This window comes from Pseudomonas syringae group sp. 247E2 (assembly GCF_032587795.1).
In the GTDB taxonomy this organism is placed as follows: domain Bacteria; phylum Pseudomonadota; class Gammaproteobacteria; order Pseudomonadales; family Pseudomonadaceae; genus Aquipseudomonas; species Aquipseudomonas amygdali.
In genome coordinates this window covers 721533-746080 of record NZ_JAWHPK010000008.1, presented here as the reverse complement: position 1 = coordinate 746080, position 24548 = coordinate 721533, and the positions used below count along the sequence as shown (strand labels likewise).

Annotated in this window: 22 protein-coding genes; 10 read left to right on the top strand and 12 right to left on the bottom strand. The window is 57.9% G+C overall.

Annotated features, from left to right (window positions below; translation table 11 throughout):
- Positions 1-3: 3 nt before the first annotated feature.
- The 4 genes from RYC18_RS10480 (at position 4) to RYC18_RS10465 (ending at position 6678) form a co-directional block, all read left to right on the top strand.
- Positions 4-3195, top strand: coding sequence for an efflux RND transporter permease subunit (locus RYC18_RS10480; RefSeq protein WP_005745134.1), 3192 nt, complete (start codon positions 4-6; stop codon positions 3193-3195).
- Complete coding sequence (locus RYC18_RS10475) at positions 3195-4592, top strand: efflux transporter outer membrane subunit (protein ID WP_005780332.1); 1398 nt, start codon at positions 3195-3197, stop codon at positions 4590-4592. Before RYC18_RS10480 ends, RYC18_RS10475 begins: the two co-directional genes overlap by 1 nt.
- A gap of 143 nt (positions 4593-4735) precedes the next feature.
- Positions 4736-5830, top strand: coding sequence for a tetratricopeptide repeat protein (locus tag RYC18_RS10470; protein ID WP_016980809.1), 1095 nt, complete (start codon positions 4736-4738; stop codon positions 5828-5830).
- Positions 5831-6315: 485 nt separating this feature from the next.
- Positions 6316-6678, top strand: a complete 363-nt coding sequence (locus tag RYC18_RS10465) for a histone-like nucleoid-structuring protein, MvaT/MvaU family (protein ID WP_002553302.1) — start codon at positions 6316-6318, stop codon at positions 6676-6678.
- A 485-nt stretch (positions 6679-7163) separates the two neighbouring features.
- On the opposite strand, the gene RYC18_RS10460 is transcribed toward RYC18_RS10465, so the two are convergent.
- A complete protein-coding gene (locus tag RYC18_RS10460; RefSeq protein WP_005745138.1) occupies positions 7164-7772 on the bottom strand; it encodes a DUF4946 domain-containing protein in 609 nt (202 codons plus the stop codon).
- Positions 7773-7873: 101 nt separating this feature from the next.
- Between RYC18_RS10460 and gloA the strand changes: the two genes are divergently transcribed.
- The gene (gene gloA / locus RYC18_RS10455; protein WP_002553300.1) at positions 7874-8395 is read left to right on the top strand and encodes a lactoylglutathione lyase; all 522 of its coding nucleotides are present in this window, start codon (positions 7874-7876) and stop codon (positions 8393-8395) included.
- A gap of 102 nt (positions 8396-8497) precedes the next feature.
- On the opposite strand, the gene ahpF is transcribed toward gloA, so the two are convergent.
- The 3 genes from ahpF to RYC18_RS10440 form a co-directional block, all read right to left on the bottom strand.
- Positions 8498-10060: an alkyl hydroperoxide reductase subunit F gene (gene ahpF / locus RYC18_RS10450; protein ID WP_004658541.1), complete on the bottom strand. Its 1563-nt coding sequence runs from the start codon at positions 10058-10060 to the stop codon at positions 8498-8500.
- Positions 10061-10184: 124 nt separating this feature from the next.
- Entirely contained in the window at positions 10185-10748 is a 564-nt protein-coding gene (ahpC, locus tag RYC18_RS10445) for an alkyl hydroperoxide reductase subunit C (RefSeq protein WP_002553298.1), read from the bottom strand.
- 110 nt (positions 10749-10858) lie between these two features.
- On the bottom strand, positions 10859-11818 hold the full coding sequence (locus RYC18_RS10440; protein ID WP_005745140.1) for a site-specific integrase: 960 nt from the start codon (positions 11816-11818) through the stop codon (positions 10859-10861).
- Between the two features lie 176 nt (positions 11819-11994).
- Here RYC18_RS10440 and RYC18_RS10435 point away from each other — a divergent pair, with 176 nt between their 5' ends.
- Positions 11995-13005 carry a DNA-binding protein gene (locus tag RYC18_RS10435; RefSeq protein WP_316885710.1) on the top strand — a complete coding sequence of 337 codons (1011 nt, stop codon included), beginning with the start codon at positions 11995-11997 and terminating at the stop codon, positions 13003-13005.
- Between the two features lie 10 nt (positions 13006-13015).
- On the opposite strand, the gene RYC18_RS10430 is transcribed toward RYC18_RS10435, so the two are convergent.
- The 3 genes from RYC18_RS10430 to galU all read right to left on the bottom strand — a co-directional run bounded on the left by RYC18_RS10430 (position 13016) and on the right by galU (position 16685).
- On the bottom strand, positions 13016-14314 hold the full coding sequence (locus RYC18_RS10430) for a PAS domain-containing sensor histidine kinase (protein WP_316885708.1): 1299 nt from the start codon (positions 14312-14314) through the stop codon (positions 13016-13018).
- A 70-nt stretch (positions 14315-14384) separates the two neighbouring features.
- Positions 14385-15743 carry a glutathione-disulfide reductase gene (gorA, locus tag RYC18_RS10425; RefSeq protein ID WP_004664951.1) on the bottom strand — a complete coding sequence of 453 codons (1359 nt, stop codon included), beginning with the start codon at positions 15741-15743 and terminating at the stop codon, positions 14385-14387.
- A 102-nt stretch (positions 15744-15845) separates the two neighbouring features.
- Positions 15846-16685, bottom strand: a complete 840-nt coding sequence (galU, locus tag RYC18_RS10420) for a UTP--glucose-1-phosphate uridylyltransferase GalU (protein ID WP_002553293.1) — start codon at positions 16683-16685, stop codon at positions 15846-15848.
- Between the two features lie 396 nt (positions 16686-17081).
- Between galU and RYC18_RS10415 the strand changes: the two genes are divergently transcribed.
- Positions 17082-17363: a hypothetical protein gene (locus RYC18_RS10415; protein ID WP_029240846.1), complete on the top strand. Its 282-nt coding sequence runs from the start codon at positions 17082-17084 to the stop codon at positions 17361-17363.
- Between the two features lie 55 nt (positions 17364-17418).
- Here RYC18_RS10415 and RYC18_RS10410 read toward each other — a convergent pair whose 3' ends face one another.
- Positions 17419-17769 carry a hypothetical protein gene (locus tag RYC18_RS10410; protein ID WP_005745143.1) on the bottom strand — a complete coding sequence of 117 codons (351 nt, stop codon included), beginning with the start codon at positions 17767-17769 and terminating at the stop codon, positions 17419-17421.
- Between the two features lie 166 nt (positions 17770-17935).
- Between RYC18_RS10410 and RYC18_RS10405 the strand changes: the two genes are divergently transcribed.
- From RYC18_RS10405 to alkB, 3 genes are read left to right on the top strand one after another with little or no spacing between them, the layout of a single operon-like run.
- Positions 17936-18241, top strand: a complete 306-nt coding sequence (locus RYC18_RS10405) for a DUF1883 domain-containing protein (protein WP_002553290.1) — start codon at positions 17936-17938, stop codon at positions 18239-18241.
- Positions 18242-18255: 14 nt separating this feature from the next.
- Positions 18256-18438 (top strand): hypothetical protein, encoded by a 183-nt coding sequence (locus RYC18_RS10400; RefSeq protein ID WP_002553289.1) that lies wholly within the window; start codon positions 18256-18258, stop codon positions 18436-18438.
- Between the two features lie 24 nt (positions 18439-18462).
- Positions 18463-19149: a DNA oxidative demethylase AlkB gene (alkB, locus tag RYC18_RS10395; RefSeq protein ID WP_005780321.1), complete on the top strand. Its 687-nt coding sequence runs from the start codon at positions 18463-18465 to the stop codon at positions 19147-19149.
- On the opposite strand, the gene RYC18_RS10390 is transcribed toward alkB, so the two are convergent.
- From RYC18_RS10390 to gnd, 4 genes are read right to left on the bottom strand one after another with little or no spacing between them, the layout of a single operon-like run.
- Positions 19150-20967: a glycoside hydrolase family 15 protein gene (locus RYC18_RS10390; protein WP_122351140.1), complete on the bottom strand. Its 1818-nt coding sequence runs from the start codon at positions 20965-20967 to the stop codon at positions 19150-19152. It abuts the gene before it with no gap.
- 51 nt (positions 20968-21018) lie between these two features.
- Complete coding sequence (locus tag RYC18_RS10385; RefSeq protein ID WP_057405053.1) at positions 21019-21828, bottom strand: Cof-type HAD-IIB family hydrolase; 810 nt, start codon at positions 21826-21828, stop codon at positions 21019-21021.
- Positions 21821-23353, bottom strand: coding sequence for a glucose-6-phosphate dehydrogenase (gene zwf, locus RYC18_RS10380; protein ID WP_005780310.1), 1533 nt, complete (start codon positions 23351-23353; stop codon positions 21821-21823). Before zwf ends, RYC18_RS10385 begins: the two co-directional genes overlap by 8 nt.
- Complete coding sequence (gene gnd, locus RYC18_RS10375; protein WP_316885693.1) at positions 23353-24327, bottom strand: phosphogluconate dehydrogenase (NAD(+)-dependent, decarboxylating); 975 nt, start codon at positions 24325-24327, stop codon at positions 23353-23355. The genes zwf and gnd overlap by 1 nt, the downstream gene beginning before the upstream one ends.
- Positions 24328-24548 lie beyond the last annotated feature (221 nt).

Genomic DNA, 24548 nt, shown 5'->3' with positions numbered 1-24548 from the left:
CCGATGAACTTCTCCAAATTCTTTATTTCCCGGCCGATCTTTGCCGCAGTGCTGTCGCTGCTGATCCTGATCGCCGGTGCTATCTCACTGTTCCAGCTGCCGATCAGTGAATACCCGGAAGTAGTGCCGCCCACGGTAGTCGTGCGCGCCAACTTTCCCGGCGCCAACCCCAAGGTGATCGGCGAAACCGTAGCCTCTCCTCTGGAACAGGCCATCACCGGTGTGGAGGGCATGCTCTATATGTCGTCCCAGGCCACTGCCGACGGCAAGCTGACCCTGACCATCACCTTTGCGCTGGGCACTGAACTGGACAACGCGCAGGTGCAGGTGCAGAACCGTGTGACGCGTACCGAGCCCAAGCTGCCGGAAGAAGTGACGCGCATCGGCATTACCGTGGACAAGGCCTCCCCCGACCTGACCATGGTTGTGCACTTGACCTCGCCGGATCAGCGCTACGACATGCTGTACCTGTCCAACTACGCCGTGCTCAACATCAAGGATGAGCTCGCGCGACTGGGTGGTGTCGGTGACGTGCAACTGTTTGGTATGGGCGACTATTCGCTGCGGGTCTGGCTGGACCCGAACAAGACGGCCTCACGCAACCTGACCGCCACCGATGTGGTCAATGCGATTCGCGAGCAGAACCGTCAGGTTGCAGCAGGTCAGCTGGGCTCCCCGCCCTCGCCGAATGCCACCAGTTTTCAGATGTCGATCAACACCCAGGGCCGTCTGGTCACCGAGGAGGAGTTCGAGAACGTTGTGGTTCGTGCAGGCGCTGATGGTGAAATCACTCGCCTGAAAGACGTTGCGCGCATCGAGCTGGGCTCCAGCCAGTATGCGCTGCGCTCGCTGCTGAACAATCAGCCTGCCGTGGCCATCCCTATTTTCCAGCGGCCCGGCTCCAACGCCATCGACATCTCCAACGATGTACGGGCCAGAATGGCCGAGCTGAAAAAGAGCTTCCCGGAAGGCATGGACTACAGCATCGTCTATGACCCGACGATCTTCGTGCGCGGCTCCATCGAGGCGGTGATTCACACCCTGTTTGAAGCACTGATTCTGGTCGTGCTGGTGGTGATCCTGTTCCTGCAGACCTGGCGCGCTTCGATCATCCCGCTGGTGGCCGTACCGGTGTCGCTGATCGGCACCTTTGCAGTCATGCACATGTTCGGCTTCTCTCTGAACGCGCTGTCATTGTTCGGGCTGGTGCTGGCAATCGGCATCGTGGTGGACGACGCCATCGTGGTGGTGGAGAACGTCGAACGAAACATCGAGCTGGGGCTTGAACCGGTTCAGGCCACGCACAAGGCGATGGCCGAAGTGACCGGACCGATCATCGCCACCGCGCTGGTGCTGTGCGCGGTATTCGTACCGGCAGCGTTCATTTCCGGCCTGACCGGACAGTTCTACAAGCAGTTCGCACTGACCATCGCCATCTCGACAGTGATTTCGGCCTTCAACTCGCTGACCCTGTCGCCTGCGCTGGCCGCGGTACTGCTCAAAGGCCACGATGCGCCCAAGGATCGTTTCTCGCGTTTCCTCGACAGAATCCTTGGCGGCTGGCTGTTCCGCCCGTTCAACCGTTTCTTCGAAAAAGCCAGCCATGGCTACGTCGGCACCGTCGCCCGGGTTATTCGCAGCAGTGGTATCGCGCTGTTGGTGTATGCAGGCCTGATGGTCCTGACCTGGCTGGGTTTCGCCAGCACGCCGACCGGTTTTGTACCCAGCCAGGACAAGCAGTACCTGGTGGCATTCGCCCAACTGCCGGACGCTGCCAGCCTCGACCGTACCGAAGACGTCATCAAGCGCATGTCCGAGCTGGCACTTAAACAGCCGGGCGTGGAAAACGCGATTGCCTTCCCCGGCCTGTCGATCAACGGCTTCACCAACAGCCCGAACAACGGTGTGGTATTCGTCGCCCTCAAACCGTTTGAGGAGCGCAAGGACCCCAGCCTGTCGGCCAACGCCATTGCCGGCGCCCTGAACGGCCAGTTCGCGTCGATCCAGGAAGCGTACATGGCGATCTTCCCGCCACCTCCGGTACAGGGGCTGGGCACCATCGGCGGTTTCCGCCTGCAGATAGAGGACCGTGGCAACCTGGGTTACGACGAGCTGTACAAGGAAACCCAGAACATCATTGCCAAGAGCCGCAGCGTGCCGGAACTGGCCGGGTTGTTCACCAGCTATACCGTGAACGTGCCGCAGGTTGATGCCGCCATCGACCGCGAGAAGGCCAAGACGCATGGCGTTGCGGTCAGCGACATCTTTGACACCCTGCAGGTTTATCTGGGCTCGCTGTATGCCAACGACTTCAACCGTTTTGGCCGCACGTATCAGGTCAATGTCCAGGCAGAGCAGCAGTTCCGTCAGGATGCCGACCAGATCGGTCAGCTTAAGGTGCGCAACAATCTGGGAGAAATGATCCCGCTGGCAACCTTCGTCAAAGTCAGTGACACCGCAGGTCCCGACCGCGTAATGCACTACAACGGCTTCATCACGGCAGAAATCAACGGTGCTGCCGGTCCGGGCTTCAGCTCTGGTCAGGCGCAGGCGGCGGTCGAGAAACTGCTGCGTGAAGAGCTGCCCAACGGCATGGTTTACGAGTGGACTGACCTTACGTACCAACAGATTCTTTCAGGCAACACGGCGCTGTTCGTCTTCCCGCTGTGTGTTCTGCTGGCATTTTTGGTACTGGCGGCTCAGTACGAAAGCTGGAGCCTGCCACTGGCGGTGATCCTGATCGTACCAATGACCCTGCTTTCGGCGATTGCCGGGGTGATGATTGCCGGTAGCGATAACAACATCTTCACCCAGATCGGGCTGATCGTACTGGTGGGCCTGGCGTGCAAGAACGCGATTCTGATCGTCGAGTTCGCCAAGGACAAACAGGCCGAGGGAATGAGCCCGCTGGATGCAGTGCTGGAGGCATGCCGACTGCGCCTGCGTCCGATTCTGATGACGTCCTTCGCGTTCATCATGGGCGTGGTACCACTGGTGCTTTCCAGCGGTGCAGGTGCGGAAATGCGCCATGCCATGGGGGTCGCCGTGTTCTCCGGGATGCTGGGGGTCACGTTCTTCGGCCTGCTGCTGACGCCGGTATTCTACGTGCTTATCCGTAATTACGTCGAACGCCAGGAGGCCCGCAAGGCCGCCAGGGCACAAAGACTGCAAAACCTGCCTGCGGAGATGCATTGATGAGCGCGTTCAAACTTTTCCTCCCGAGCCTGCTGGTCATGGCGCTGGCGGCCTGCGCCGTCGGCCCGGACTACAAGGCACCGGTTACGGCGCCAGCACAACTGGCGTCCGCAGCCCAGGGCAACTATGACCGTAGCAAAGTGGACACCGTCTGGTGGCAGCAGTTTGAGGACCCTACCCTCAATAAACTGGTAGCCAGGTCGCTGGACGGCAACCGCGATCTGCGTGTTGCCTTTGCCCGCCTGAAAGCCGCACGGGCGATTCGCGATGACGTTGCCAACGACGCCATGCCGGTGATCACCAGCCGGGCCAGCAGTGACCTGGGCAAGGGTCAGCAACCTGGTGTTACCGAGCGGCGCGTCAATAGCGAGCGGTATGACCTTGGCCTGGATATGGCCTGGGAGGTCGACCTGTTCGGACGTATTCAGCGCCAACTGGAAGCCAGCGATGCCGATCAGGAAGCCGCCGAAGCCAACCTGTATCAGCTTCAGGTGACTCTGATTGCCGAGGTGGTCGACGCCTACGGACAGCTACGCGGCGCACAGCTGCGTGAAGCCATTGCCCGCGACAACCTGAAAAACCAGCAGAGCTCTCAGGACGTGACCACCCAGTTGCGTGATGCCGGCGTGGGTAATGAACTGGACGTGGTGCGTGCCGAGGCACGACTGGCAGCCGTTGAAGCGACCGTGCCGCAGTTGCAAGCCGAACAGGTTCGCCAACGCAATCGTATCGCCACGTTGCTGGGCGAGCGCCCGGAAAACCTCAGCGTCGACCTGAGCCCGAGCAAACTGCCTGCTATCGCCAAGGCTCTGCCGATTGGCGATCCAACGCAGGTGCTGCGCAATCGGCCCGACATCCGCGCCGCCGAACGCCAACTGGCCGCCTCGACCGCACGCATCGGCGTGGCGACCGCCGACCTGTTTCCGCGGGTCAGTCTGAGCGGCTTCCTGGGCTTTACCGCTGGCCGCGGGTCGCAGATCGGTTCGTCAGCGGCCAAAGCCTGGTCACTCGGCCCCAGCATCACCTGGGCGGCTTTCGATCTGGGCAGCGTCCGGGCGCAGATTCGCAGCGCCGATGCCGATGCCGAGGGCGCGCTGGCCAACTATGAGCAGCAGGTATTGCTGGCCCTGGAAGAGTCGGAGAACGCTTTCAGCGATTATGACAAACGCCAGCAACGGCTGGTCTCGCTGATGCGCCAAAGCGATGCGAGTCGCTCCGCAGCCAGGCTGGCTTCAGTGCAGTACCGCGAAGGCACAGCGGACTTCCTGGTCCTGCTGGATGCCGAGCGCGAGCGTCTGGCCGCTGAAGACTCTCAGGCACAGGCAGAAATCGAGCTGTACCGTGGCATCGTGGCCATTTACAAGGCACTGGGTGGCGGCTGGCAACCTCAGGCCTGATACGCCAACAGGCCGTAAACCCGCCCCGCGCCCATTCAGGACGCGGGGCTTTTTTTGTCCGAACGCCGACGGCATCATGATTGTCGTTTGACAGCTGCCACCCACTCCCCGAAGCTGCAACCCGTCAAGCATTGGAAATCGATATGCCCAGACTTTCTACCAAGGGGTTATCGCCTCAACCCACTACTCGACATCGCTGGCTGATCGGCGCAGCGGCTGCGGCAATGCTGGCGCTATCACTGGCTTTCTGGTGGTGGCGCTTGCCTGTTCAGACAGCTCCCGCCAGGTTGAGCCACACCTACGCTCAGGCACTGGAACAGGCACACGATGGCAAGCCCGGCGCTGCACGCGTGCTGTACCAGCAACTGGCACGAACCGACCTGTCTGACGAGCAGCGCATCAACCTGCTCGCCGAATTGAGCGACTACCCCAGCCCTCAGGCCCTCAAATTGCTCGATGCCGCGCTGGGTGACCGATCCGCACAGGTGCGTGAAGCGGCTATCGATGTCAGCGTCAGACTGGTCTCCAACAGCCAGCGCAGCCTGCTGCTGGGCCCATTGCTGGACGACGACGAACAATCCGTCAGATTCCGCGCCACCAGTGCCCTGCTCGGCCTGTCACCTGATGAGCTGGGCCTGTACTTTGCCGTGCTGCAGCAAAGTGCCGAGGCGTTTCAGGAGTCGCTAAAGAGCCAGCCGCAAAACGCACAAAATCAGTTGCAACTGGCCAGACTGTACCTGCAGACCGGCGACCTGGAGCCGGCAGTCGCCGCGCTGCAGAGGGCCACAGCACTGGACCCGGGCAATATCGAAGCGGCGCTGGCGCACATCGAGCTGCTGGACCGCAAGGGCCAGGCCGAGCAGGCACGCAGCCTTTTTGCACAGTTGCTGGAACATAATCCTGGTTCATCCATGCTTCAGCACGCGCTGGGCATGTGGCTGCTTAACCACGGACAAGCAGAGTTCGCTGTGCTCAGCCTGGCGAAGGCTACAGAGCTGGCGCCCGATAACACCGACTACCGCTACGACCTGGCGGTTGCCCTGCATTCGTTGCACGAGCTTGAGGCGGCGCAGAGGCAGTTGACGCAGATTGTTCAGAGCCAGCCTGCGAACCGAAAGGCCAGAGTGCTGCTGATTCAATACTGGAAAGAAAATGGTCAGTTGCAAAACGTGCAGATTCTGCTGGCAGAGCTCGAGCAGCAGAACCCCGACGACCCGGTGCTGCAACAGGGACTGTAGGGTCAGAAAGGCAAAAAAAGGCGGGCCAAGGGCCATCTTTTATGCCGCTACACGCCCTTTCATCCGCTGCCTTCAGACACTTCTGCTCTTTCCGCATCCGCCAGCCTTCATGTCTGTCAGATGTTTCTCCTTTTAAGCCGTCCAGTGTCGCATGGCTCGTTTTCCATCTGCGACTAATGTCGGAAATAACTTACACAACAGCTCGCCTGATAACGCCGGCTTCATCGCCTATATCCAACACCCTCCACCACGACTATTTAACGAATTTGAAAAAGGCTATTTTCTAACTGAAAAAAAAGGTGCATCATTTACGGGCTACTGAGTTATAACTATCCTCTGTCTGCGCAATGACAAGCCGCAAAGGCCATGTTTCAGCATAGAAACCGCAGGTACAGGGCAGCATCGAGTGAGCGAATCGGCCAATCAGTTTTGTCTCATCGCTTTATAGGGCTGACAACAGCCATTACATTGTTGGAGTGTATTACTTGTCCAGACTTGCCGAGTTTCGAGCAGCAGAGAAAGCCCTTCAAGAACAGCTTGCACAGCTGGAATCCTTGAAGAATGACGCCGGGTTGAAGAAGGAAATCGAGTTCGAGCAAAAGCTCCAGGACCTGATGGGCACCTACGGCAAAAGCCTGCGTGACATCATCGCAATCCTTGATCCTTCAAGCGCCACGTCGCTGGTCGCACCCGCCGGACCAAAGCGTCGTCGTGCACGCGTGGTCAAGGTTTACCAGAACCCCCACACCGGTGAGCTGATTGAAACCAAGGGTGGTAACCACCGCGGTCTCAAAGCGTGGAAAGAGCAGTACGGTGTAGACACTGTTGATTCGTGGCTTCGCGCCTGATTAAAACTTTGTCAATTGAAGCCCTGCACTTGCAGGGCTTTTTTTATCGACCCATACGTCAACTGAGCGTCTGCACACTGCATCCGCCTGATCAAACGCCCATACACAGTTGACTGTCTGCCCGCCGCCGACATTCATATATATGATTAAGTGAACTGCTCGGTACATGTACTTCCAGCGCGTCAGGTATTAATACCGTTGAAATAATGACGCCAATAAAAATTCATCGATTATTCGATTCAGCGCACAGTTACAAACCTGAACAGTTGCTGAAATGTGTAGAGTAATTGTTCAGTTTATTCGGTCTAGTGAGCGATAAGAGAATTTGTTACTGCGTGCTTCGCCGGATCGAAAATCGGCGGATGGCTGACACCGCGCAGCTTCACACTTTTTTCACATGGATTCTCGGATGATGAAGACCGCTAAAGGAATAGCGCCCCATGCCCGCCTCGGCGGGCTTCTTTTTGTCTGCGAAAAAGCAGGTATCACTGCGCATCGTCCAGACGCAAACTCTCGCGGATACGCAACGCCTCTTCCTTGTTGGCCGTGTACCCATCTGCCGATCCTGCGTAGGAAAGCGACCAGGCCATCTCTTTACTGGCAGCCGCTACCAGTGTCTGGGTCAACACATGTACGCCGTTCTGGGTGATCGTGCAGGTGGTTTCCAGTGCCGGCACGACGCTGAGCCGGCTCTCACGCACATGCGTGCAGACGCTCTGCAGGCCGCTGCGGGCAAAATTGACCTGAACCGACTTGCGCATCTCCAGCAGCACACCCGGGACATTAACCTCATGCCCGGGCGTCAGGCGTGTCTGAGTCAGCTCCATGACCATCAGCGGGTTTCCACTTTGATCGTTTTTCACCGCGCGCTGTCTGACTTGCACGGACGGTTGCACGGGCTTGCCCGACTCGGTCGGCAGCGACTCTACCTCCCAGCCTGCGGGCCAGATGATCATTGCGTCGGCGGCGTGAGTCTGTGCGGCGCCCAGCAGCAGGAACAGGCACAGACCTGGCAAGGAGCATCGGTATTGCGAAAGGATCATGGTCAGGTCGCCAGAACAGTTGACCGGAAATTCTGAGCCTGTTGCCGGCATCGAGCAAGACCGAAGCGACGTTATCCGAACGAGGGTTTGGCACTGCCCGCCCTGCCCCGTATCATTTGGCATTATTTGTACATTCTGTTGGAGACACATTGATGAGCTTGCACGAACTCAACACACTACCGGGCGTTACGGCCGACCCTGAAGCGGCTACCCGGCAGTTTGTGTTCAACCACACCATGCTGCGCGTCAAGGACATCACAAAATCGCTGGATTTCTACACCCGCGTGCTCGGCTTCAGCCTGGTTGAAAAGCGTGATTTCCCGGAAGCCGAATTCAGCCTCTACTTCCTCGCACTGGTGGATAAGGCGCAGATCCCGGAAGACGACAAAGCCCGCAACGAGTGGATGAAATCGATCCCCGGCATTCTCGAGCTGACCCACAATCACGGCACCGAGAGCGATGCGACAGCTTCGTACCACAACGGCAACAGCGACCCGCGTGGCTTTGGTCACATTTGCGTCTCGGTACCAGACGTGAAGGTTGCCTGCGAGCGATTCGAGACTTTGGGCGTCGACTTTCAAAAGCGTCTGTCCGATGGCCGCATGAACAGCCTGGCCTTCATCAAGGACCCGGATGGCTACTGGGTAGAGATTATCCAGCCAACCCCGCTCTGAGGCCTTGGTTGCCCTGAGTGATTGCTCCCGCTCGGGAACGATCACCCAGATAACAAAAAGCCCCGTGATCGCTCACGGGGCTTTTTGTTTAGCGCTGCCCGATCAGGCCGGTGCGGAGGTACGGATCAGGTGGTCAAAGGCACTCAGGGAGGCTTTGGCACCCTCGCCCAGGGCGATGATGATCTGCTTGTACGGAGTTACCGTCACGTCACCGGCAGCGAAGATGCCCGGCACCGAGGTTTCACCACGTGCATCGACCACGATCTCACCACGCGGCGACAGCTCGATGGAGCCTTTGAGCCATTCGCTGTTAGGCAGCAGGCCGATCTGCACGAAGATACCTTCCAGCGGCACGGTGATTTCTTCGCCGGTGGTGCGGTTCTTGTAACGCAGGCCGTTGACCTTCTGCTCATCGCCGGTCACCTCAGTGGTTTGCGCACTGGTGATCACGGTAACGTTGGGCAGGCTGTGCAGTTTGCGCTGCAAGACGGCATCGGCACGCAGTTGCACATCGAACTCCAGCAGCGTCACGTGTGACACGATACCCGCCAGATCGATTGCCGCCTCGACACCCGAGTTACCGCCACCAATCACGGCGACGCGCTTGCCCTTGAACAATGGACCGTCGCAGTGCGGGCAATAAGCCACGCCCTTGTTACGGTACTGCTGTTCGCCCGGTACGTTCATCTCCCTCCAGCGTGCGCCGGTGGCAAGAATGACGGTCTTGGCCTTGAGGCTGGCACCGCTGGCGAATTTAACTTCGTGCAGCTCACCGGCCGCGCCCGGAATCAGCTTGTCGGCGCGTTGCAGGTTCATGATGTCGACTTCGTACTGTTTGACGTGCTCTTCCAGCGCAACGGCCAGTTTTGGGCCCTCGGTGTGCTGTACCGAAATGAAGTTTTCGATCGCCATGGTGTCGAGCACCTGACCGCCGAAACGTTCGGCTGCAACGCCGGTACGAATGCCTTTGCGGGCTGCGTAGACCGCAGCCGCCGAACCAGCAGGGCCGCCGCCGACTACCAGCACATCAAAAGCCTGTTTGGCGTTGAGTTTTTCTGCCTGACGCGCACCGGCACCGGTGTCGATCTTGGCGAGAATTTCTTCCAGGCCCATGCGGCCCTGACCGAACAGCTCACCATTTAGATAGATGCTGGGCACCGACATGATCTTGCGATCTGTGACTTCGTCCTGGAACAGTGCACCGTCGATAGCGACATGCTTGATGCCAGGGTTCAGTACTGCCATCAGGTTCAATGCCTGGACAACGTCCGGGCAGTTCTGGCAGGACTGCGAGAAATAGGTTTCGAAATGGAATTCGCCTTGAAGAGCGCGAACCTGTTCGATGGTTTCCGCACTGACCTTGGGTGGGTAGCCGCCAACTTGCAGCAGCGCCAGGACCAGCGAGGTGAATTCATGGCCCATGGGGATACCGGCGAAACGCAGGCTGATATCGTGGCCAGGGCTGCTCAGAGAGAACGACGGAGTACGCGCATCGTTGCCACTGTCATTCAGGGTGACATCTTTGGAGACACTGATCACATCATTGAGCAGTGCAAGCATTTCCTGAGACTTCGCGCCGTCATCAAGGGACGCGACGATCTCGATGGGGCGAGTAACCCGCTCCAGATAGGATTTCAACTGGGCTTTAAGATTGGCGTCCAACATGTGGCGGCTTCCTGTTTACAAAGGGTAGAAATAACAACGCCCAGGCGATTACCGCCCGGGCGTTTTTTGGGGCGATGCGGTTTACTTGCTCAAGAGCTCAACGCCCCCAGCCGATTCATGCGACTCAGATCTTGCCAACCAGATCCAGGGACGGAGCCAGAGTAGCTTCGCCTTCTTTCCACTTGGCTGGGCAGACTTCGCCCGGGTGAGCAGCAACGTACTGAGCAGCCTTGATCTTGCGCAGCAGCTCGGAAGCGTCACGGCCAACACCACCGTCGTTCAGCTCGACGATTTTGATCTGACCTTCAGGGTTGATCACGAACGTACCGCGATCCGCCAGACCGGCTTCTTCGATCAGCACGTCGAAGTTGCGCGAGATAGTCAGGGTCGGGTCACCGATCATGGTGTACTGGATCTTGCCGATTGCAGGCGAAGTGTTGTGCCATGCAGCGTGGGCAAAGTGGGTGTCGGTCGAAACGCTGTAGATCTCGACGCCCAGCTTCTTGAACTCTTCGTAGTTGTCAGCCAGGTCTTCCAGCTCGGTCGGGCAAACGAAGGTGAAGTCGGCCGGGTAGAAGAATACGACAGACCACTTGCCTTTGAAGTCGGCGTCCGAAACGTCAACGAAAGCGCCGTTCTTGAACGCGGTAGCCTTGAACGGTTTTACTTGGCTGTTGATGATAGGCATCGGTATATCTCCTGATGGGTTGGATGGGTTGTTAATTCGATGGAGTGAAGCTTACGCATGATCAGTGACAATCGCTCATTGGCAAACCTGATGTCACTGATTGCTTTTCACTATGAAGGCAGCTTATCGATAGAAGAAACCTTCGACCCGTTCCCTGTCTCCAGGTTGCCCGGGAACGGCGCGGCGTCAATGTAGCGCATCGCCGACTTGATGTCCCTCCAGCCTACATAAGACATCAGTGACTTGAGGTCCCAGCCGTTGCTGTGCGCCCAACTGGCGAACCCGCGGCGTAGCGAGTGACTGGTGTAGTGCTCGGCGGCAATGCCTGCACGCTGGAGAGCCTGACGCAGCAACGGGATAACGCTGTTGGCGTGCAGCCCCTCCTCGCCAAGATTACCCCATCGATCCACCGCCCGAAACACCGGACCGCTCACCAGCGCCGCGCAATTGATCCACTCTATATAAGCCTGCACCGGGCACAGCCGCTGCAAGGCGGGCGTCTGATACGTTCTGCCCAGGTTATCGCGATCGCCCTTGCTGCGCGGCAGATAAAGGCTGATGCCCGAGTGGGCTGTGGCCTTGACGTCCTGCACTTGCAGGCGACACAGCTCGTCGCTGCGAAAGCCGCGCCAGAACCCCAAGAGGATCAGCGCCGAGTCACGACGACAACGCAATAGCCGCGGCTGATCGTGTCGCGCCTCTGCATCACCTATCTCGATCTCCAGCCAGGCAATGACTTTCTCCAGGTCCTGCAACTGCAAAGGCTCGGCCTGCTTCTCTTGTGCCGGATGCAATGCACGAATGCCCTTGATGACCTTACGCACCATGGGCGCCTTGGTGGGATCGGCAAAACCCTGACTGGCATGCCATTGCGCCAGTGCTGACAGGCGCAGTTTCAACGTGTTGACCGATAGCTTTCCGGCATGGCTGGCCAGGTAACGCGCCACGCTTTCGCTGGTCGCCGGCAGAAACCCGCCCCATGTCACTTCGAAATGCTCGATGGCCGCCCGATAACTGCGGCGTGTGTTGTCACGGGTTGCGGCATCGATATAGCGATCAACGTCATTCATGGCTCGAACCTGCGCGGTGTACCGGAAAGAGCGCCGAAAAATGAACTGACAACGCCTGATACGGGATAATACGCCAATATCCCGGGTTAATTAATTCAAAAAATGGCAAATTATTTCTAATAATATAGTATGTAATTACAGGGTACATACCACAGTACGAAATCGTAGGGGGACACATGGCTCGGGGCGGCGTAAACAAGGCGTTGGTGCAGAAAGCAAGGGTTTCCCTGCTGTCCAGAGGTGAAAATCCCAGCATTGATGCAGTACGTATCGAAATGGGTAATACAGGCTCGAAAACCACGATTCACCGGTACCTCAAAGAGCTGGACGCCACGCATACGCCAGCGCCGGACATCAATGAGGAGTTGAGCGGCCTGGTAGCTCATCTTGCTCAGCGTCTTCAGGAACAGGCTCAGGAACGCATTGATCAGGCCTGCGACACGTATCAGGCTGATCGCGCCACCCTGCAGCAACAATTGGCGACGACTCAGCAACAGATCAGCGAACTGCAGGAACATGCGCAGCAACGTAATGAGACTCTGGAACAGCAGGCTGCCGCCCTGCTTCGCACGCAAAATGACCTGCAAACCGCACAGACCGAGCACGCCAGACTGTTTCAGGCCAACCGGGATCTGGAGTCGCGCCTGCACGACAAGGACGGCCAGATCCACTCGCTTGAAGAAAAACATCAGCACGCTCGCGAAGCCCTGGAGCACTACCGCAACTCGATCAGAGAGCAGCGCGAGCAGGAACAGCAACGCCACGAAGGTCAGGTTCAGCAACTGCAAATGGAGCTTCGACAGGCACAGCAAGGCATCGCCATGCGCCAGGAAGACATCACACAGCTGAACCGTGACAACGAGAGATTACTGGCTGAAAACCGCAGCACACTGCGTGAGCTGCACGAACGAAAAGACCTGCTGAACCAGGCCACTACTCAGGCTGCCGCCCTGGCAGAACAACAGCATCACGCCCGCACCCAATGCGCTCTGCTGGAAGAACGGTTAGGCAGCCTGCAGGAAGAGAGCTCCACGCTCAAACAAGCCATGACAGAGGTTCGGCAACAGAACCGGATGCTGGAACTGCTGCTGACCAAAAAGGAAGCAGCATTGGAAAACCTGCAGAACGGCCTCATCCAGCCAGATAAACCCACTACCCCCAGAAACAAGCCAAAAGGCAAGGCATGACAAGCAACACTCAGGCAGTCGTCATCGCACAAGGCAAGAGCAGGTGAACCTGAGTGCCCTGACCTTCATGGCTTTTTATCTGCACATGCCCGCCCGCCTGCTTGATGAAACCGTAGACCATGGACAAACCCAGACCCGTGCCCTGTCCTGCGGGTTTGGTGGTGAAAAACGGGTCGAACGCCCGGTCGATGACGTCTTGAGCCATTCCACAGCCGTTATCTTCTACACTGAGCCGTACGTAATCGCCAGGTGCCAGCCCGTCTTTCTGAGCGGCAAGCGTTAACAGCTGGCTGCGCACCCGGAGCCGCCCTCCGACCGCAACAGCGTCACGCGCGTTGATCACCAGGTTCAACAAGGCATTTTCCAGCTGATGCTCGTCCGTGCACACACTACTCAACCCCTCCTCCAGCTCGATATGCAATTGCGCGCCAGCGCCCACCGCACCTCGCAGCAGCTCTTCCATAGACCGGACCATGCGATTGATATCCACTGCCGTGACATTCAGCGACTGACGGCGAGCAAATGTCAGCAGCCTCCGGGTCAGCGCAGCCGCCCGATTTGCGGAACTGGTTGCAGCGTCCAGATAGCGATCAATGTCCCCCGCCCGGCCTGCCGCGACACCGAGCCGGATCATATCCAGAGCACCCATCACGCCGGAAAGCACATTGTTGAAGTCGTGGGCGATGCCGCCCGTCAACTGGCCAATCGCGTCCATTTTTTGCGCATGGCGCAAGACCTCTTCAGCTATTGCTCGCTCGACGATCTCGGCCTGCAACAATTCATTGGCAGTTGCCAGCTCGCGAGTGCGCTCGGCAACGCGCAACTCCAGACTTTCATTGAGTTCGCCCAGCGCCTCTTCAGCGTTGACCTGAGCCGTAATATCGGTATGAGTGCCCAGCCAGTGGGTGATGTGGCCCTGCGCGTCGCGCATGGGCAGTGCACGCGACAGAAACCAGTTGAAGGCACCGTCCTTGCCGCGCAGTGGAAAGGTATCTTCCCAGATCGAGCCCGTCGAAAAGCAGTACTGCAAACGCGCCAGCACACGCTCGCGATGCTCGGGATGCAGTAACGAACGCCAGCCCAGAGCCTTCATCGCCTCGAGCGACGTCCCGGTGTATGCGTACCAGTGCTCGTTATACCAATGGGCCTGCCCGCGAGGACTTGCAGTCCAGGCCAGCTGACTCATGTTGTCAGCCAGGGTTCTGAACTGATGCTCGCTTTCACGCAATGCATCAATGTGCAGCGCGATTTTACGATTCTGAACGGCCAGATGCAGGCGCATTCCGGCCGATGGTTTTTCTCTGTTCACGTCGGGATCCGTCCTTTTCAAGCCTTGTCCCGGAGCTCTTCCTGACCTCCGGGTATTGCGCTGCCTGACGTTAGCGTTTGGCAGGCGTGCGCATGGTTACAAACTCTTCTGCAGCAGTCGGGTGTACGCCGATAGTGTCATCGAACACCTGTTTGGTCGCGCCAGCCTTGATGGCAATTGCCAGACTCTGGACGATTTCGCCCGCATCCGGCCCTACCATATGGCAGCCCAGCACGCGGTCGGTTTTCGCATCCACAACCAGTTTCATCAAGGTGCGTTCCTGATCGTCAGTCAGGGTCAGCTTCATCGGCCGAAAACGGCTTTCGAACACCTGCACATCGTGACCAGCCTTGATCGCGTCCTCTTCAGTCAGCCCGACTGTACCGATGTTCGGCAGACTGAAAACCGCCGTCGGGATGTGATTGTAGTCTACCGGGCGATACTGCTCAGGCTTGAACAGCCGACGTGCGACGGCCATGCCCTCAGCCAGCGCAACCGGAGTCAGTTGCACGCCACCGATGACATCGCCGATGGCCAGAATGGAAGGCTCGCTGCTCTGATAATGCTCATCAACCTTGATATAGCCATGCTCATCGAGCTTGATGTCGACACTGTCCAGCCCGAGGTTGTCGAGCATCGGCCGACGGCCAGTTGCGTAGAACACGCAATCGGTCTCGAGTGTGCCGCCGCCTTTCATGGACAATAGCAGGCTGCCGTCGGCCTGCTTGTCGATACGCTCGATATCGCTATTGAAGCGAATCGTCATGTGACGCTTGAGCAGTTCCTCATGAAGATGAGTACGGACCCCGCCATCGAAACCGCGCAAAAACAGCTCGCGACGATAGACCAGTGTGGTATCTGCGCCCAATCCATTGAAGATCGAGGCAAATTCCACGGCAATGTAACCACCCCCTACGACCACAACTCGCTTTGGCAACGTCTTGAGGTAAAACGCCTCATTGGACGTAATGGCATGCTCGCGTCCTGGCACATCAGGCACCTGTGGCCAGCCGCCGGTTGCTATCAGAATGCGCTCGGCGCTGTAGGACTGGCCGTTGATCTCGACCCGCTGCGGGCCGACCAGCCTGGCGTGGCCTTCGAGCAGGGTAACGCCGCTGTCGACCAGCAGTTTGCGGTAGATGCCATTGAGGCGATTGATTTCGCGATCCTTGTTGGCGATCAGTGTGGACCAGTCAAAACTGGCCTCACCCAGCGACCAGCCGAACCCTTTGGCATGATCGAAATCTTCGGAAAAATGCGCTCCGTAGACCAACAGCTTTTTGGGCACGCAACCCACGTTGACGCAGGTTCCACCCAGATAGCGGCTCTCGGCCACGGCAACCTTGGCACCGAAACCGGCAGCAAAACGTGCCGCCCTGACGCCGCCGGAGCCGGCGCCAATTACAAACAGATCAAAATCAAAGGCCATCGATATCTCCTTGGCAGAGGCACAGCATAACCGCTTGGCGGCCAGTCAGAAATGACAAAGCCACCCGAAGGTGGCCTTGTCCCGAGCGTCATCAATCGAAAATCAATGCGCTTTACCGGTTTTGTAAAAGTGTTCGAAGCAGAAGTTGGTAGCCTGGATGTAGCCTTCAGCGCCACCGCAGTCAAAGCGCTCGCCCTTGAACTTGTAGGCCAGTACATTGCCTTCTGCAGCCTGCTTCATCAGCGCGTCGGTGATCTGGATCTCCCCACCCTTGCCTGGCTCAGTCTGTTCGATCTTCTCGAAAATATCCGGAGTCAGGATGTAGCGGCCGATGATCGCCAGGTTGGAAGGCGCATCTTCAGGCTTCGGTTTTTCAACCATGTTGGTCACGCGAAACAGGCCCGGCTTGATTTCTTCACCGGCGATCACGCCATACTTGTTGGTTTCCTGCGGATCGACTTCCTGAATGGCAATGATCGAGCAGCCATAATGCTTGTGCAGTTTGACCATCTGCGCCAGCACGCCATCACCATCAGGATTTACGCACAAGTCATCCGCCAGAACCACGGCGAATGCTTCATTACCAATCAGCGGACGACCGCTGAGAATGGCATGACCCAGACCTTTCATTTCAGTCTGGCGAGTGTAGGAAAAGCTGCACTCGTCGATCAGTTTGCGAATACCAACCAGGTACTTTTCCTTGTCCGTGCCCTTGATCTGATGCTCAAGCTCGTAGCTGATATCAAAGTGATCTTCAAGAGCACGCTTGCCACGACCGGTCACGATGGAAATTTCGGTCAGGCCTGCCGCGAGGGCTTCCTCAACACCGTATTGGATCAGTGGCTTGTTGACCACCGGCAGCATTTCCTTGGGCATGGCCTTGGTCGCTGGCAGGAAGCGAGTGCCGTAACCGGCTGCTGGGAACAAGCATTTCTTGATCATAAAAGTCCTTGGTAAGGGCTGTTGGTGTTAACGGCGCAGTCTAATCAGGAGGCGGTCACCTTACAATGCCCCGCCTTTGGCCGTACGATGCCATGATAGAGGAATCCTCAGGCAGATAGTTCCGCACTTCCTGGATATTGCCTACAGCCAATTGCAGACTGGACCACGCTCAAGTCACCGCCAAAGCCCGGCGTAACAGCCTTGTGCACGCTCTTTCGACGACCGAAGCATTTATGCTCTGCTCCCAGAGAGCTGCAACAGTGGCCAGCAAACGACGAGCTATTTATCGAGCTATCTATGATGAAAAACATGGCGGAACGATGGCACTTGTTACCAGTCCAACGTTCGCATTTGTCAATTCTCTGACCTTATCTTGAAGCGAAAAACATGATCAGAATCCTTTCCCTACTGTCCATTATTGTTGCGCTGGGCCTGACCGGCTGCGCAACCGCCTCCAACACTTACCTGAAAAACGGCAGACAGGGCTTGAGCATCGACTGCTCCGGCGAGGCGATGTCCTGGGCCAGCTGCTACGAAAAAGCGGACGCCTCCTGCGCGGGTACAGGTTATGAAATTGTCGGTACGGACGGCACTCCGCAGCCTGCGGAAAGCGAGAAAACACTGGGTGTGGACGTAGGCAACTACAAGAGCCGCAGCGTGCTTGTAGTGTGCAAATAATCAAGCCTGCCGCCCTGTCCGAAGCGGACAGGGCCGGTTGAACCCGCCAGAGCGATCAGCCTGAAATGCACGCTTCGGCAGCGTTCTGAACATCCCTGAAGCGGATCGGCACGTTGGAAAGTCGTTCATAGACCTTGATCGTACTGCCACCCGAGCGGCTCTCGACATCGACGACCGCCGCAGGCGATTTGCTGAGCTTTTGCGCCACAATTACCCGCAGGCCATCATGACGAGGCTCGACAAGCGGCGGCTTGCGACTGCTGGCGATCTTGCCGACGAAGCAATCGGCATACTCCTTGGGGTTCTTGCCCGACATCACGTTCATGGTGGGGGGTGTATGTTCGATGTCATTTACTGTGGCACAGCCAGTCATTGCCAGAGCCAGGACTACTACAGCCAGTTTCATACAAAGCCTCCAAATAAAGGTGCTACGACAAGCTCGCGCGCAATTAAATCCCTACTGAGGCAATATTTGCCAGAAACACGGCAAATTAGTGTCCAGCGACGTCAAATTGCGGGCATCACATGCTATCGTTTTGATTTTTCAGAAAAACCCTCATTCGGAGCCCGTCATGAAATTCGTACACCAGCGTGAGCATCTCAACGAGGACGACCTGGTCGTTATCGAGTGCTCGCAAACCTGCAATATTCGTCTGATGAACGATGCGAATTTTCGCAGCTTCAAAAATGGCGGTCGACACACTTATCATGGCGGTGCATTTGACACGTTTCCGGCCAAGATCGCCGCGCCGAGCACCGGTTTCTGGAACATCACCATCGATACCGCAGGCCGCAAGATAGATACCAATGCAGGCCGCAAACCGCCTTTCACTCACAAGATCAAGATCGTCCGGCGCTCTACCTCACGCCTGGGATGATGCAAGGAGTCACCGTGAACAATCCAGTCCCGCGCACCACTAAATTTGCTGTCAGCTACAAGCTCAACGGCGAACGCCGCTTCGAGTTCGCCCAACTGCAATCGGCCTCAACCGAAGAAGCCGAAGCCGCCTTGAAAAAAATGCACGGCCAGAGCGACGATCAAATCACTGACGTGAAGGTCAGCAAGGCGCTCTGATACCCGCAGGAGCTTGATCCGACCATGCAACGCAAAGGTGAAACTCCCGCCAATCTGGATCTGTTTGCCGACCAGACGACCCAGCCTGCAAGCAATGAGCTGATCGGGCCTGGGTCATGGCTGCTCAGAGGCTTTGCGCTGCCTGTCATGCCACAACTGCTGGACTCTCTTGAGGCGACACTGGCCCTGTCTCCATTCAGGCACATGCAGACCCCCAGCGGCTTAAGCATGTCTGCTGCACTCAGCAGCTGCGGACAACTGGGCTGGATAACCGACCGTCATGGTTATCGATACACCGCAACCGACCCACAAACAGGCCTGGTATGGCCTGCGATGCCGGACGCCTTCATGCAACTGGCAAAGGATGCTGCGCACGCGGCAGGCTATGCCGACTTTATGCCTGACGCCTGCCTGATCAATCGATACATCCCTGGGGCGAAGATGTCTCTGCATCAGGACAAAAACGAGTACGACCATCGCTGGCCAGTGGTATCAGTGTCACTGGGTATACCGGCCACCTTCCAGTTCGGCGGCCTGCTGCGCAGCGACAAGACCCAACGCATATCACTGTTTCATGGAGACGTGGTGGTCTGGGGCGGCGAGGACCGGTTGCGCTTTCACGGCATCCTGCCCGTCAAACAGGCCGAGCACCCTCTGCTCGGCGAACAGCGGATCAATCTGACGTTTCGCAAGGCTGGCCGCGACAGCTGATCATGCGCCTTCAAGCTCGCTCGATGTGCGAGCCAGTGCGGGGCACACCGCTCGATGCAGATTCAATGCGGTGTTGATAATGCCGATGTGACTGAACGCCTGAGGGAAATTGCCCAGCATGCGGCCGTCCTTCGGATCATATTGTTCCGCCAGCAGACCAACGTCATTGCACAGATCACACAGCCTCTCAAACAGCCGCGCAGCATCATCAGCCCGCCCCAGCAGCACGTAAGCGTCAGCCAGCCAGAACGAACACACCAGAAACGTCCCTTCGCGGCCGGCGACACCATCAACACTGCGCTCGTTGTCGTAACGCAGCAGCAGGCCATCCTGCATCAGCGTGCGCTCTATTTGCGCGACAGTGCCGGTGACACGAGGATCTTCCGGCGCAAGAAAACCGGTCAACACAATTTGCAGCAGACTGGCGTCGACCTCTTTGGAGCCATACGTTTGCACGAAACTGCCAAGATCAGCATCGAAACCGTTGCGACAGACATCAGCATGGATTTCGTCTGCCACACGCCGGTAGTGGCTCGCCAATGCACGATCCTCATCGTTTTCGGCAGCCTTGGCGATCTGAGTGGCGTTTCGGTCGAAGGCCACCCAGGCCATGACTTTTGAATGGGTAAAGTGACGTGGTTCTGAACGAATCTCCCAGATGCCCGCATCCGGCAGGTGCCAGATCTTTTCCAGATAGGGCATGACCACCTTGGAGATCGCCACGCTGCGCGGATGCTGCGGCATGCCGCCTCTCAGCGCCTGGATCATGGCATCGGCAACCTCGCCATAAACGTCCAGTTGCACCTGAGTCGCTGCGCCGTTGCCGACACGCACCGGCAGCGAGTTCTCGTAGCCACTCAGCCACGGCAGCTCGTACTCCTGCAAACGTCGCTCACCGCCTACGCCGTACATGATCTGTATCTGTTCCGGGTTGCCGGCAACCGAGCGCAGCAGCCAGTCTCGCCAGGCGGTCGCCTCCTCGAAATAGCCCAGATTCATGAACGCCAGCAATGTCATGGTGGCATCGCGCAGCCAGCAATAGCGGTAGTCCCAATTGCGCTCGCCACCCAACTGCTCGGGCAATGAAGTGGTCACGGCGGCAACAATGCCACCGGTAGGAGCGTAAGTCATGGCTTTGAGAGTGATCAGCGAGCGCTTTACCTGAGCCGTCCACGGCCCGACGTCAGGGCAGCGATCAGAAAACTCCCGCCAATAAGCTGCTGTAACCTCCAGCGCCTGATCGGCATCAATCTGCGCAGCCAGCGGCTCGAACGAAGCCTGATACGCCAGCGTGAAAACCTTGCGCTCGCCCTCATCGACGTGAAAACGGCTGGCGGTGTGATGATCCTGCGGGTGCAAGGCCACAGGGCTGCGCAGCACCAGCATTTCCGGCCCGGCCACGGCAGTCAGGGTATGTTCATCCTTGCGCTCGACCCAAGGCACACTGCTGCCGTAATCGAAGCGAATGGCGAGGTCCACGCCGAACTCGACACGCCCGGACAGCCCGACCACGATGCGCACCACATGACCAGTCGTCTTCATGGGCATGAAATCGATCAGCATGGCGCGACCGTCACGGGTTTCGAAAACAGTTTCAAGAATCAGGGTGCCGTCGCGGTAACGGCGCTCGACAGCGATGACCTCTGCAGTCGGCGCAATCTTCCAGCGGCCCTGATCGTCGTTACCCAGCAACGCGGCGAAACAGGCAGTCGAGTCGAAACGGGGGAAACACAACCAGTCCAGCGAACCATCACGGGCGACTAGCGCCGCTGTCTGACAGTTGCCCAGCAATGCATAGTCTTCGATCAGTGCAGCCATTCAGAAATGCCCGTCGTGATGATGATTCGTCCGCATGCGCAAACTGCTCGATCAAGCTGGAAGAATGTAACGCTCGATGGCGACAGCAACGCCGTCCTGCTCATTGCTATCTGTAACATGATCAGCCTGTCCCTTGACTGTCTGCTCGCCCTGCCCCATCGCAATCGACAAGCCAGCCTTATGGAACATCGCCACGTCGTTACCACCGTCGCCAATGGCCGCCGTGCGAGAAAGATCGACTCCCAGGTACTTTGCCAATGTAACCAGCGCGGAGCCCTTGTTGGCCTCCAGCGCAGTCACGTCGAGGTAGTATTTTTGCGAACGCGCAGCCAGGGCCAATCCTTCGATCTGCGGGTTGATGCGAGCTTCCAGAGTCTTCAGCAGCTCAAAATCAGCGCTGGCCGCAACGATCTTGTCGACGCGATCAAGGTATGGCTCGAAACTCTCGACCTGAACATAGCGGTACCCCAATGCGTCGAGCTCATGATCAACGTAATCGGCGTGAGGATCGAGCAACAGCCATTGATCGTCGGCAAACACCCAGATCGCAACGTTCTGGCCGGTGAACAGCTCAAGACACATCCTGACCGCTTTAGGGTCAATGCGATGAGCCACCAGCAGGCTGCCATCGGGATGAGTGATGGTGCCGCCATTGAATGCCACGGTGGGCAGATCCACACCCAGCGCTTCGATCACCTGGCGCATGGCCCTGGGCGGGCGACTGCTGGCAAGCGTGAAGTGAATACCCACCTCGCGCAAGCGCCTGATCGCGTCGATATTGGCCTGGCTAAGGCTGTGATCACGGCGCAGTAACGTGCCGTCGATGTCGGACAACAGGAACTGTACGGGCAGTTCAGACATTCAATTCTCTCCATTCGCGGCCATCACGGCTCAGCAGCTCTTCACCCGCTTGCGGGCCATCCTTGCCAGCTTCGTAAAGCTGCACTTGCGGCTGCGCGGCCCAGGCGTCGAGGAACGGCTGCACGGCACGCCAGCCGTTCTCGATGTTGTCGGCCCGCTGGAAGAGCGTCTGATCACCGGTCAGGCAGTCATAAATAAGGGTTTCGTAACCTGTGGAGGGCTGCATTTCGAAGAAATCCTTGTAGGCGAAGCCCAGCGCGATATCTTCCATTTTCAGTTCCGGGCCAGGACGCTTGGCAAACAGATCGAACCACATGCCTTCGTTGGGCTGAATCTGAATCCTCAGGTAGTTGGGCTTGAGGCGGTCGACTTCGGTGTCGCGAAATTGCGCATACGGCGCGGGCTTGAAGCAGATGGCGATTTCCGTGCTGCGAGCACTCATGCGCTTGCCGGTGCGCAGGTAGAACGGCACCCCGACCCAACGCCAATTGTCGACCATGACCTTGAGCGCGACATAGGTTTCGGTCGTGCTGTCGGGCTCCACGCGATCCTCCTGACGATAACCGACAACCTCCTTGTCACCCATCGCGCCTTTCGCATACTGGCCACGCACCGAGTTGGCCAGAGCCTCCTCCTGACTCCAGGGCCGGATCGCTCCAACCACCTTGGCCTTCTCGCCGCGAACGGCATCGGCACCGAAAGCGGCCGGCGGCTCCATGGCAACCATAGCCAGCAACTGGAACAGGTGATTGGGCACCATGTCACGCAATGCGCCGGTGTGTTCGTAAAAACTGCCACGGGTTTCGACGCCTACGGTCTCCGCCGCCGTGATCTGTACGTGGTCGATGTAGTGGTTGTTCCAGAACGATTCGAACAGACCATTGGAGAAACGGCTGACCAGAATGTTCTGTACCGTTTCCTTGCCCAGGTAGTGGTCGATGCGGTAGATCTGCTTCTCGCTCATGACCTTGAGCAGGCAGCCATTGAGCTCGACCGCACTGGCCAGATCGGAACCGAACGGTTTCTCGATCACTACCCGACGAAACCCGTCGCCGTTTTCCTGCAACAAACCTGACGAGCCCAGCCGCTTGGCTACTTCGCTGAAAAACCGGGGTGCGGTGGCCAGATAAAACACCGCGTTCGCGGTGCCGGTGCTCTCGATCTTGCTGGCGATGTCCTGATAGGTGGAGTCGTCGAGGAAATCACCCTGCACATAACTGATGCGCTCGGCCAGCTTGCTCCACAGCGCAGGATCGAGTGGATCCTTGCCGCCACCGGCAACCTTCCCGGCGGCTTCGTCGCGAATGAAGTTCTCGAGCTTTTTCGCAAAGTCGGCATCGCTGATCGCATTGTGATCGACGCCAACGATGTGCAGCCCTTCATCCACCAGACCGTCGCGTGACAGGTTATAGAGTGCCGGCATCAGCAGGCGCTTGACCAGATCTCCATGGGCACCAAACAGAAACAGGGTCGTGGGGGGCGCCACTTCGGCTTTTTGCTCGGCGCTGTCGCGCGACAGGCCCATTACTTGGGTTCCTTGTGGCCACCAAATCCGAAGCGCATGGCCGACAGCATTTTATCTGCGTAGGAACTCGCCTGACGTGAGCGGAAGCGCGCAAACAACGCACTGGACAGTACAGGAACCGGAACCGCCTGCTCGATGGCGGCTTCGATGGTCCAGCGCCCTTCGCCACTGTCGGCAACCGAACCGGAAAACGCATCCAGTTGCGGGTCTGTCGCCAGGGCATCAGCGGTAAGGTCCAGCAGCCAGGAAGACACCACACTGCCACGACGCCAGACCTCGGCGATATCAGCCGTGTTCAGATCAAACCGCTGCTCAGCCGGCAAATGCTCGGAGTTTTTCTGCTTGAGAAGATCGAAGCCCTCAGCGAAGGCCTGCATCATTCCGTACTCGATACCGTTATGGATCATCTTCACGAAATGACCGGAACCCGCAGGGCCGGAATGGATATAGCCACGTTCGGCGCGATCGTCGGTCGAGGTACGGCCTTTGGTGCGCTCGATCGAGCCAAGACCTGGTGCCAGCGTTGCAAACAGCGGATCCAGGCGCTCGACAACAGCAGCCTCGCCTCCAATCATCATGCAATAGCCGCGCTCAAGCCCCCAGACCCCGCCTGACGTGCCGACATCGACGTAGTGCAAGCCTTTTTCGGTGAGCTCCTGAGCGCGCCGAATGTCATCCTTGTAGAAGGTATTACCGCCGTCGATGATCACATCATCGGCGTCAAGCAACTGGCTGAGGGTCTGAATGGTCTCTTCGGTCGGCGCACCTGCCGGGAGCATTACCCAGATGGCGCGGGGCTTGTGGAGCGCATCGACCATTTCCTTCAGGCCTGCGACTGCAACCGAACCGTCATTGGCCAGGGCGTTGCGTGATGCCTCATCGCGGTCATACACAACAGTCGTGTGGCCGTTCAACATCAAGCGGCGTGCGATGTTGCCGCCCATGCGGCCCAGTCCAATAATCCCAAGTTGCATGAAGGTGCTCCTTAAATCGTAAAAAAGGTGCCGCACTTGCTGTCCAGCGCATCGACAGGTTGCGAGCATGCTGGTTAGTCAAGCGAGGCGGAACGTCGGTTCCCTTGCGAGAAGATGAAGGCGTCTACGCCCTCCTGTGGTGCATTTTGTCGCGATTAATAAACATTCGCGACAATTAAAAATAAAAAAGTTCCAAAATCATGCAAAAGAAATCAAAATCG

What these genes read in the sequence shown, in the direction of transcription:
- RYC18_RS10410 (WP_005745143.1), bottom strand. Translation starts at nt 17,769, where the DNA reads ATGAAACTGGCTGTAGTAGTCCTGGCTCTGGCAATGACTGGCTGTGCC.
- zwf (WP_005780310.1), bottom strand. Translation starts at nt 23,353, where the DNA reads ATGGGCCTGTCGCGCGACAGCGCCGAGCAAAAAGCCGAAGTGGCGCCC.
- ahpF (WP_004658541.1), bottom strand. Translation starts at nt 10,060, where the DNA reads ATGTTGGACGCCAATCTTAAAGCCCAGTTGAAATCCTATCTGGAGCGG.
- galU (WP_002553293.1), bottom strand. Translation starts at nt 16,685, where the DNA reads ATGATCAAGAAATGCTTGTTCCCAGCAGCCGGTTACGGCACTCGCTTC.
- alkB (WP_005780321.1), top strand. Translation starts at nt 18,463, where the DNA reads ATGCAACGCAAAGGTGAAACTCCCGCCAATCTGGATCTGTTTGCCGAC.
- RYC18_RS10475 (WP_005780332.1), top strand. Translation starts at nt 3,195, where the DNA reads ATGAGCGCGTTCAAACTTTTCCTCCCGAGCCTGCTGGTCATGGCGCTG.
- RYC18_RS10405 (WP_002553290.1), top strand. Translation starts at nt 17,936, where the DNA reads ATGAAATTCGTACACCAGCGTGAGCATCTCAACGAGGACGACCTGGTC.
- gnd (WP_316885693.1), bottom strand. Translation starts at nt 24,327, where the DNA reads ATGCAACTTGGGATTATTGGACTGGGCCGCATGGGCGGCAACATCGCA.
- ahpC (WP_002553298.1), bottom strand. Translation starts at nt 10,748, where the DNA reads ATGCCTATCATCAACAGCCAAGTAAAACCGTTCAAGGCTACCGCGTTC.
- RYC18_RS10480 (WP_005745134.1), top strand. Translation starts at nt 4, where the DNA reads ATGAACTTCTCCAAATTCTTTATTTCCCGGCCGATCTTTGCCGCAGTG.
- RYC18_RS10470 (WP_016980809.1), top strand. Translation starts at nt 4,736, where the DNA reads ATGCCCAGACTTTCTACCAAGGGGTTATCGCCTCAACCCACTACTCGA.
- gloA (WP_002553300.1), top strand. Translation starts at nt 7,874, where the DNA reads ATGAGCTTGCACGAACTCAACACACTACCGGGCGTTACGGCCGACCCT.
- gorA (WP_004664951.1), bottom strand. Translation starts at nt 15,743, where the DNA reads ATGGCCTTTGATTTTGATCTGTTTGTAATTGGCGCCGGCTCCGGCGGC.
- RYC18_RS10435 (WP_316885710.1), top strand. Translation starts at nt 11,995, where the DNA reads ATGGCTCGGGGCGGCGTAAACAAGGCGTTGGTGCAGAAAGCAAGGGTT.
- RYC18_RS10385 (WP_057405053.1), bottom strand. Translation starts at nt 21,828, where the DNA reads ATGTCTGAACTGCCCGTACAGTTCCTGTTGTCCGACATCGACGGCACG.
- RYC18_RS10460 (WP_005745138.1), bottom strand. Translation starts at nt 7,772, where the DNA reads ATGCCGGCAACAGGCTCAGAATTTCCGGTCAACTGTTCTGGCGACCTG.
- RYC18_RS10390 (WP_122351140.1), bottom strand. Translation starts at nt 20,967, where the DNA reads ATGGCTGCACTGATCGAAGACTATGCATTGCTGGGCAACTGTCAGACA.
- RYC18_RS10440 (WP_005745140.1), bottom strand. Translation starts at nt 11,818, where the DNA reads ATGAATGACGTTGATCGCTATATCGATGCCGCAACCCGTGACAACACA.